Annotated in this window: 10 protein-coding genes and 1 tRNA gene; 7 read left to right on the top strand and 4 right to left on the bottom strand. The window is 70.3% G+C overall.

The window, feature by feature from the left end:
* Positions 1-1005: hypothetical protein (locus tag VHK87_RS04415; protein ID WP_329633684.1), on the bottom strand; the 1005-nt coding region annotated here is incomplete at its 3' end.
* Positions 1006-1084: 79 nt separating this feature from the next.
* Positions 1085-1810 carry a lipoyl(octanoyl) transferase LipB gene (gene lipB / locus VHK87_RS04410; RefSeq protein WP_329633683.1) on the bottom strand — a complete coding sequence of 242 codons (726 nt, stop codon included), beginning with the start codon at positions 1808-1810 and terminating at the stop codon, positions 1085-1087.
* Positions 1811-1822: 12 nt separating this feature from the next.
* On the opposite strand from lipB, the gene VHK87_RS04405 reads away from it, so the two are divergent.
* The 7 genes from VHK87_RS04405 (at position 1823) to VHK87_RS04375 (ending at position 7008) form a co-directional block, all read left to right on the top strand.
* Positions 1823-2128: a FliM/FliN family flagellar motor switch protein gene (locus VHK87_RS04405; RefSeq protein WP_414694105.1), complete on the top strand. Its 306-nt coding sequence runs from the start codon at positions 1823-1825 to the stop codon at positions 2126-2128.
* A 59-nt stretch (positions 2129-2187) separates the two neighbouring features.
* A tRNA-Leu gene (locus VHK87_RS04400) sits at positions 2188-2272 on the top strand.
* A gap of 93 nt (positions 2273-2365) precedes the next feature.
* Positions 2366-3829 carry a magnesium transporter gene (gene mgtE / locus VHK87_RS04395; protein ID WP_329633681.1) on the top strand — a complete coding sequence of 488 codons (1464 nt, stop codon included), beginning with the start codon at positions 2366-2368 and terminating at the stop codon, positions 3827-3829.
* A gap of 67 nt (positions 3830-3896) precedes the next feature.
* Positions 3897-5099, top strand: coding sequence for a lysozyme (locus tag VHK87_RS04390; RefSeq protein WP_329633680.1), 1203 nt, complete (start codon positions 3897-3899; stop codon positions 5097-5099).
* A 46-nt stretch (positions 5100-5145) separates the two neighbouring features.
* Positions 5146-6312, top strand: coding sequence for an isovaleryl-CoA dehydrogenase (locus VHK87_RS04385; protein WP_329633679.1), 1167 nt, complete (start codon positions 5146-5148; stop codon positions 6310-6312).
* Positions 6309-6731, top strand: a complete 423-nt coding sequence (locus VHK87_RS04380) for a DUF3574 domain-containing protein (protein ID WP_329633678.1) — start codon at positions 6309-6311, stop codon at positions 6729-6731. The genes VHK87_RS04385 and VHK87_RS04380 overlap by 4 nt, the downstream gene beginning before the upstream one ends.
* Positions 6732-6804: 73 nt before the next feature.
* Complete coding sequence (locus VHK87_RS04375) at positions 6805-7008, top strand: YMGG-like glycine zipper-containing protein (RefSeq protein ID WP_329633677.1); 204 nt, start codon at positions 6805-6807, stop codon at positions 7006-7008.
* 127 nt (positions 7009-7135) lie between these two features.
* Here the strand turns inward: VHK87_RS04375 and VHK87_RS04370 are convergent, their stop codons facing one another.
* A complete protein-coding gene (locus VHK87_RS04370; RefSeq protein ID WP_329633676.1) occupies positions 7136-7612 on the bottom strand; it encodes a hypothetical protein in 477 nt (158 codons plus the stop codon).
* A gap of 90 nt (positions 7613-7702) precedes the next feature.
* The coding region (locus tag VHK87_RS04365; RefSeq protein WP_329633675.1) for a S8 family serine peptidase at positions 7703-8358 on the bottom strand (656 nt) is incomplete at its 5' end.

The following is an 8358-nucleotide window of genomic DNA, read 5'->3' as shown; positions in this document are numbered from 1 at the left end:
CTGGCCGTCGAGGATGCCGCGCACCCACTGCTTGTTCTCCTCGAAGGTCATCACATGGTCGAGGGACTTGGGCAGCAGGGCCTCGGGGTCGCGCCGCTCCACCTCGCGCATCAGGTCAGCGGCGATGTGCAGGTGCTCGATCTCCATGCCCAGGTGGGTCTCGTAGAACTGCTTCACCCGCGGGTCCGGCTCGGTCTGCATGAACGAGTAGTAGATCCAGCACTCGTTCAGCTCGTGGAACAGCAGATTCTCGATCCAGGTCGCCGACGGGTCGAGGATGCTCTCGTAATGGCTGACGTGCTGCTCCTCGATCATGCCGATCTCGGCATAGAGGCCCCGGGCGATCGGCTCGATGAACCGGTTCCCGATGGTCATGTAGTAGTTCATCGTCTGCTGCTCGGCGGACATCACCGTCAGCGCGTTGAGGATCGACTGCGGGTCCGAGGCCACCGCGGTCATCGGCCGGCGGATCTCGTCGGCGGGGTGGCGGTGCTCGAAGATGGTCGGGCGCCCGGGGGTGATCTCGGTGAGCTCGCCGACGATCCAATTGGCGTGGCGGCCTTCCAGCAGCTCGTAGAGGTTCGAGTACCGGTAGAGGTGGTCGAAATCCTCGAGCACGCCGAACTCGTAGACCTGGCGCAGGTAGGGATCGGGCTCGTGGCGGGCGATCCAGGCGGTGAGGTCCACGGCCACCTGCTCGTAGCCGATGGTCACCTCCAGCGTGGTCTCCTCGCCGGGGATCATCCAGTTCATGGCCTTCTGCTGCTGGGCCTCGACCCGCCGGACCATGGCCAGGCGCCGCTTCACGTCTGGGTCGAGGGTGTGCCGGGCCATGTTGTGCGAGAACATGACGGCTTCGACCTCGATGCCGTTGGCGACGATGCCGCGGCACCGGCTGAAGGGGTGGACGTCCTCCTTGCGGTAGGGCGCGACGTTGAGTTCCGACCAGCTGCGCAGCTGGCGGTCTAGCGGGATGCCCCGCTCCTGCAGGGGATTGAAGGACATGACGGCTCCGATGAAACGACGCCTGTCCAACCGGCCGCCGGAAATTCGTGTTCCGGGCGAGTGGAGAAACTTTTCAAATTTAGATCGGCGGCTCGGCGTCCACGGTCGCTCCGAACACGCCGGCGAAGCTCGCCCGTAGCGCCGCGTCCGCCTCGTCGAGGGTGACCGGCAGGCCGAGGTCCACCAGGCTGGTGACTCCGTGCTCGGTGACGCCGCAGGGGACGATGCCGGAGAAGTGGGAAAGGTCCGGCTCCACATTCAGGGCGACGCCGTGAAACGAGACCCAGCGGCGCAGCTTCACCCCGATGGCGGCGATCTTGTCCTCGCGGGGCGGGACGCCGGGCGCCCTGCGCTCCACCCACACTCCGACCCGCCCGTCGCGAATCTGTCCCTCGACGTTGAAGCGGGCCAGCGCGCCGATGATCCACGCCTCCAGGCCCGCGACGAAGGCGCGCACGTCCTTCTTCCGCGCCGCGAGGTCCAGCAGCACATAGGCCACCCGCTGGCCGGGGCCATGGTAGGTGAACTGGCCGCCCCGGCCGCTCTGAAACACGGGGAAGCGGTCGGGCTCGATGAGGTCCGAGGCCTTGGCCGAGACGCCGGCGGTATAGAGCGGCGGGTGCTCCAGGAGCCAGACGAGCTCGCCGGCGCGGCCTTCGGCGATGGCGGCGGCGCGGGCCTCCATGGCTTCCACGGCGGCGGGGTAGGGGACCTGGCCCGGCGACACGGCCCAGCCGGCTTCCGCCCCGTCGGCGCGCGCGAAGAACGGCGCGTCGAGCGCGGCATTTAACGACCGGTCAAGCATGTTGGCGGCAATGTGGCCCCTCGAAGCGGCCTGTCCAAGGCCGCCGGAGTGCAAGGTGAAGTCCGCGTGAGCCAGGTCAACGCCGTCAACGTCGAAATCGCTGTCCTTCTGGGCCGCTCGACCCTGCCGATGCAGCAACTGCTGCGCATGGGCCGGGGCGCCGTGATCCCGCTGGACGCCAAGGTCAACGAGGAAGTCTGGATCCTGGCCAACAACCACCCGGTGGCCCGCGGCGAGATCCAGATCAACGACGACAAGATCTCCATCGCCGTCACCCGCGCCGCCGACGTCTACGACTACATGGCCGGCGGCGGCTAACCGCCTCAGCGCCCTTCACAAAGCGCTGGCGGTTTGCTAACCCCCGCGCCTCACCACGAGCGGTCGTGGCGGAATTGGTAGACGCGCAGCGTTGAGGTCGCTGTGGGGCAACCCGTGGAAGTTCGAGTCTTCTCGACCGCACCATCCTGCTTCGCCCTCCAGGCTTCGCAGGATCTTGGTGAAACGGAATCAGCGCACACCAGAGGTGTCATTCGTCGCTAAGCGAGGGGGGTCCGCATGAGCCGTGAAACGGACGACCCGAAAACGCGTTCGACGCTGACCGACGAGCAGAATCGCACGCTCGCCGCCGCCCTGGTCGAGGACGAGGACGAAGACCTCGAGGACCTTGCGCTGGGCGAGGACTACGCCCTGACCCCCGAGTTCGTGGCCATGGTGGTGGACGCCGCCGACCGGGCCGACGCCGAGCGGCTGCGCGAGCTCTTGGACGCCCTGCACCCGGCCGACGTCGCCGACCTGATGGGCTTCCTCTCGCCGGATTACCGCGAGGCCGTGCTGGCCCACGTCGATCCCGAAGCGCTGGCCGAGATCATCTCCGAGCTGGACACCGAGATCCGCGAGGACGTGCTGAACGCCGTCGCCCCGGCCACGCTGGCCAAGGCCCTGGAGGAGCTGGACTCCGACGACGCGGCCGATGTCGTCGACGACCTGGAAGCCGACAAGCGGGCCCAGGTGCTGGCCGCCATGCCGGAGGTCGAGCGCGTCGCCATTGAGACTTCGCTGGCCTACGAGGACGAGACCGCCGGCCGCCTGATGCAGCGCGAGGTGGTCGCCGCCCCGCAGTTCTGGACCGTCGGCCAGGCCATCGACCACGTCCGCAAGGACGGCGACGAACTGCCCGAGCTGTTCTTCGACATCTATGTGGTGGACCCGAGCTTCAAGCCGGTGGGCGCCGTGCCGCTCAGCCTGCTGCTGCGGACCAAACGCGACGTGCCGCTGGCCCAGATCATGGAGCCGGTCACCGAGATCACCGTCGACCTGGACCAGGAAGAAGTCGCCTACATCTTCGACAAATACCACCTGATCAGCGCCCCGGTGGTCGAGCCCGGCGGGCGCCTGGTGGGCCAGATCACGGTCGACGACATCGTCGGCGTCATCCACGAGGAGAGCGAGGAGGACATCCTCGCCCTGGCCGGCGTGTCCGACGCGGGCCGGAACGCCGCCGTGATCGACATGATCAGGTCGCGCCTGCCGTGGCTGCTGATCAACACCCTGACGGCGGCCCTGGCGGTGAGCGTGATCAAGGCCTTCGAAGACGAGATCGAGAAGGTGGTGACGCTGGCCGTGCTGATGCCCATCGTCGCCTCGCTGGGCGGCAACGCCGGCACCCAGAGCCTGGCGGTGGCGGTGCGCGCGCTGGCCAGCCGCGAGCTGTCGGCGGTGAACGCGCTGCGCACCATCGGCCGCGAGATGTGGGTGGGGCTGATGAACGGGACGGCGCTGGCGCTGATCACCGGACTTGCGGTCTATCTGCTGTTCATGGACCTGCGGCTGGCCATCGCCTTCGGCATCGCCCTGATCATCAACCTGTTCGTGGCGGCGCTGGCGGGCGTGCTGGCGCCCCTGATGCTCGACCGGATGGGGCGCGATCCGGCGGTTTCGTCGTCGGTTTTCGTGACCTTTGTCACCGACTTCACCGGATTCTTCGCCTTCCTTGGCCTGGCCGCGCTGATCCTGCTCTGATCGGCAGCTATCTTGCCTCACAGGCCCAGGCGCTGTTGCGTCTGTGTCAATCTGGGTCAGGAAGGCCATGAAACCGCGTCACCAGGTCTCGAGAGCCGCGATCGAGCTGATCAAGCGGTTCGAGGGGTTCCGCGAAAAGGCGGCCCGGCTGCCCGATGGGCGCTGGATGCTGGGCCACGGCCACACCCTGACCGCGCGGGACGGCGCCTGGGTCTCCGAACGGGACGCCGAGGCCCTCCTGATGTACGACCTGATCGGCGTCGCCGAGGCGGTGAACGAGCAGGTCTTCACGCCGCTCAATCAGAACCAGTTCGACGCTCTCTGCGCCTTCGCCTTCAACATCGGCGTGCCGGCCTTCAAGTCCTCGGCGGTGCTGGTGCTGATCAACGAGGGTCAGTTGCTGCAGGCCGCATGCGCCATGGAGCTGTGGCGCAAGGTCGACTTCGAAGGCGAGCGGATCGTGGTGGACGCCCTGGTCCTCCGCCGCGCCGCCGAGAAGGCCCTGTTCCTAACCCCGCCGGACGGCTTCGTGCCCGCGCCGACCCCGCTGCTGGCCCCGCATGTGGACGCCGACGGTCTGGGCTTGGTGCCCGCCGACCCGCCCTCGGTGATCCGCGCCTCGCTGGACGGCGAGAACGCGAGCCTGACCCGCGAAGACACTCCGGTCGCGACCGGCCAGGCCGAGCCCGCGCCCGAGGCGATGGCCGCGGCCCTGGCCCAGCGGCTGGCGAAGATCTTCCCCGACAAAGTCTACGAGCCGGATTTTCCGGCCGCGCCGACCCTGCCGGACGCCGAGCCGGCCGATGCGCCGGCCGACCTGGCGCTCGCCGAGCCCGAGCCTGAACCGGAAGCGGTGGAGGTGATCGACCCGTCGGCCGAAGCCGAGGCTGCCCCGGAGAGCAACGGGAATGGGCTGAAGGCCTTCGTCCTGAGTCCGCCGGCTGTCGGCGAGGCGCCTGCCGAAGCGCTCCCGGAGCCCGAGGCGCCGGTCGCGGCGCCGGCGCCGACCCCTGAGCCGCTGAAATCCACGCCCGCCTGGCGCGGAAAGGTGATCGGCCTCGCCGCCCTCGGCGGGGTGGGCGCGCTGCTGTTCGGCGCCAGCGTCTATTGGCTGGTGAACGGCTCGCCGGTCTCGGCCACCGGCCCATCGACGACGATGATCGGCTGGATCGTCGGCATCGCCGCGGTGCTGCTGGTGGGCGGGGCGGCCTACGTCCTCCTCGACCTGCTCGGCCGGGCCGACGAGGAACTGGACGCGCTCGAGGACTAGCGCGTCGGGGCGCCCAAGGGCGCGAGCGCATGCTAACCCTTGGGACATGATCCCGAACCACGGCCCGTCGCTGGAATTCGGCCTCGGCGAGACCGCCGACGCCCTGCGCGAGACCACCGCCCGCTTCGCCGCCGCCGAGATCGCCCCGCTGGCGGCGCAGATCGACCAGGACAACGCCTTCCCGCGTGAGCTCTGGCCCAAGATGGGCGCCCTGGGGCTGCACGGGATCACCGTCGAGGAGGAGTTCGGCGGCCTGGGCCTCGGCTACCTCGAGCATGTGGTGGCGATGGAGGAGGTGTCCCGGGCCTCGGCGTCCATCGGCCTCTCCTACGGCGCCCACTCGAACCTGTGCGTGAACCAGATCCGCCGCTGGGGCTCGGAAGAGCAGAAGCGGCGGTATCTGCCGAAGCTGATCAGCGGCGAGCATGTCGGCGCGCTGGCGATGAGCGAGGCGGGCGCGGGCTCGGACGTGGTCTCCATGAAGCTGCGCGCCGAGCGGGTCGCCGACCGCTACGTGCTGAACGGGACCAAGTTCTGGATCACCAACGGCCCCCACGCAGACGTGCTGGTGGTCTACGCCAAGACCGAGCCGGAGGCGGCCAGCCGCGGCGTCACCGCCTTCCTGATCGAGAAAGATTTCAAGGGCTTCAGCTGCGCGCAGAAGCTGGACAAGCTCGGCATGCGCGGCTCCGACACCGGCGAGCTGGTGTTCGAGGATTGCGAGGTCCCCGAAGAGAACGTGTTGGGCCCCCACAATGGCGGCGTCGGCGTGCTGATGAGCGGTCTCGACTACGAGCGGGCGGTGCTGGCGGCCGGGCCGCTGGGCATCATGCAGGCCAGCCTGGACGTGGTGCTGCCCTATGTCCGTGAGCGCAAGCAGTTCGGACAGCCGATCGGCTCGTTCCAGCTGATGCAGGCCAAGGTGGCGGACATGTACGTCGCGCTGAACTCGGCCCGGGCCTACGTCTACGCCGTGGCCAAGGCGTGCGACGCCGGGATGACCACCCGGTTCGACGCGGCGGGCGCCATCCTGATGGCCTCGGAGAACGCGGTGAAATGCGCCCTGGAGGCCATCCAGGCGCTCGGCGGGGCCGGATACACCAAGGACTATCCCGTGGAGCGCTTGCTTCGCGACGCCAAGCTCTATGACATAGGGGCCGGCACCAACGAGATACGGCGCTATCTCATCGGCAGGGAGCTGATCGGGGCATGACGCGGGCTGCGGCCCTTTTCGCCGCCTTGGCGCTCGCCGGCTGCGCGACCTCCGCGCCCGAGCCGCCGCCCCCGCCGCCTTGCCCGGCGGGCGAGGAGCCTCTGCGCACCGCTCAGCTGTTCTTCGGCCGCAACATCGCCGGCCAGCCGGGAATCAGCGAGACCGCCTTCGGCGCCTTCGTCGAAGAGGAGCTGACGCCGCGGTTTCCGGAGGGGCTGACGGTGCTGGACGGCGGCGGCCAGTGGCAGGGCTCGGAAAACGCGCTGATCCGCCAGGCCGCCAAGGTGGTGGTGATCGTGCTGCCCCAGAAGGGCTCCGACAAGCTGCTGGACGAGGTGCGGGAGCGTTACAAGGCCAGGTTCCAGCAGGAGTCGGTGCTGCTGATCGTGCAGGACGCCTGCATTCAGATGGAATCCTAAGTCGGGCGCCCGACACGGAACCTGTGCGGTGGCGCTCCGTTCTTGACCGGCCCCCCCAGAGGAGACCTCCACCATGCGCACCATGATCAAGCTTATGCCTGTCGCCGCCCTTGGCCTGGCCCTGACCGCCTGCGGCACCACCGTCACCGAGCGCGCCGCCACCGGCGCCCTGGGCGGGGCCGCCGTCGGGGCCGCGGTGAGCGGCGATGTGGAAGGGGCCGCCGTGGGCGCCGCCATCGGCGGCGTGGCCGGCGCGGCGACCGCCGACCGCGACTAGTTGAGATCGGACCGCCGAACAGCGAAAGGCCGCCGGGGCTGCCGGCGGCCTTTCTTCTGTCGATCCGTCGGCCGGGGCTCCTAGGGAGCCTCTCCATGCCCGGCCTCGGGACGCAGCACCGTCGGGCTCAGCGGCTACGCAGCGAGCCCTTGGCGGATCCTTCGGCCGAGGCCGAGGCGTTCACGTCGCGCGCTTCGGCGTCGGCGTCAGCGGCCGCTTCCCCACGCGTCGTGGCGTCGTCGGCGGACGCTTCGGCAGAGCCGTCCACGCCGGCCGACAGGTCGCCGGTCGGGGCGGCGCGGCCGGCCCGATCTGCCGCGGCGCGGGCGCGGGCGGCCGCCTCATTGGAGGCGCGTTCCGCCTTCTGGCGCGCGGCGCGGCTCGTCCGCGACGTGGTGGCGCCGACGTCGCGGGTCAGCCCGCCCGGCGCGTCCAGTGTCCCGCCTAGCCGCCCGGAGCCCGTGACCTGACCGGTCAGGCCGCCCACCGCGCCCCCCAGACTTCCGCCGCCGCCCAGGGCGCCGCCGAGAAGCTGCGCCTCGGCCGCGCCGGCCAAGCCGAAGGCGCCGATCGCGGCGATGGCGATGACAGGGATCCTACGCATTCGCACTCTCCTGAATGTCCGAGGCTCATCGCCTCTCATCAGGTCCAACGACCCCTGTGGGCCGTTTCATCCCGGCCAGTGCGAAAAAGTTCAGTCGCCGCGGATGACCGCCCCGCGCGCGGCGACGGCGGCGGGCGCGGTGCGCCGGTCCGCGGCGACCAGTCCCGCGCCGTAGATCCGGTCACGACCACGAGCCCCGGCGTCGGAGGCGGCGCGGGTGAGGCCGTTCAGCGCCGCGCCGGCGGCGGCCGGATCCGGGGCTTGGAGCCGCCGGGCCAGCTCGCCCGCGACGAGCGGCGCGGCGAAGGAGGTCCCGCGCACCGGGGCGAATCCGCCGGCCGGGTGTGCGGCGGCCATGTCGGCGCCCGGGGCGGCGAAGTCCACGTGCTCTCCGCGCCCGGCCTCCAGCAGCACCCGGCCGCGGCCGTCGACGGCGGTGACGGCGACCACGACCGGATAGGCGGCGGGGTAGAGGGGCCGGGCGGCCGGCCCGTCGTTGCCGACGGCGGCCACCAGCAGATGCCCGCGCGCCGTCAGCCCCTTCACGGCCGCCTCGAGCACCCGGTTCGGGGGACCAACGAGGCTGATGTTGATGACCGCCGTGCGGCTCTCGGCCAGCCAGGACAGCGCCCGAGCGAGGATCGCCGCGGACCCGCCGGTGGGCCCCGAGCCATAGACGTCGGCCACTTGCAGGGCCGCGCCCGGGGCGGCGCCTCGGAACCGGCCGGACTGGCCGGCGAGGAGCG

This window comes from Phenylobacterium sp. (genome assembly GCF_036263695.1).
In the GTDB taxonomy this organism is placed as follows: Bacteria; Pseudomonadota; Alphaproteobacteria; order Caulobacterales; family Caulobacteraceae; genus Phenylobacterium.
This window is presented reverse-complemented; position numbering and strand designations above follow the sequence as displayed.

Bases quoted from the DNA above. Each gene is read 5' to 3' on its own strand.
- lipB (WP_329633683.1), bottom strand. From the start codon at position 1,810: ATGCTTGACCGGTCGTTAAATGCCGCGCTCGACGCGCCGTTCTTCGCG.
- mgtE (WP_329633681.1), top strand. From the start codon at position 2,366: ATGAGCCGTGAAACGGACGACCCGAAAACGCGTTCGACGCTGACCGAC.
- VHK87_RS04390 (WP_329633680.1), top strand. From the start codon at position 3,897: ATGAAACCGCGTCACCAGGTCTCGAGAGCCGCGATCGAGCTGATCAAG.
- VHK87_RS04385 (WP_329633679.1), top strand. From the start codon at position 5,146: ATGATCCCGAACCACGGCCCGTCGCTGGAATTCGGCCTCGGCGAGACC.
- VHK87_RS04380 (WP_329633678.1), top strand. From the start codon at position 6,309: ATGACGCGGGCTGCGGCCCTTTTCGCCGCCTTGGCGCTCGCCGGCTGC.
- VHK87_RS04375 (WP_329633677.1), top strand. From the start codon at position 6,805: ATGCGCACCATGATCAAGCTTATGCCTGTCGCCGCCCTTGGCCTGGCC.
- VHK87_RS04370 (WP_329633676.1), bottom strand. From the start codon at position 7,612: ATGCGTAGGATCCCTGTCATCGCCATCGCCGCGATCGGCGCCTTCGGC.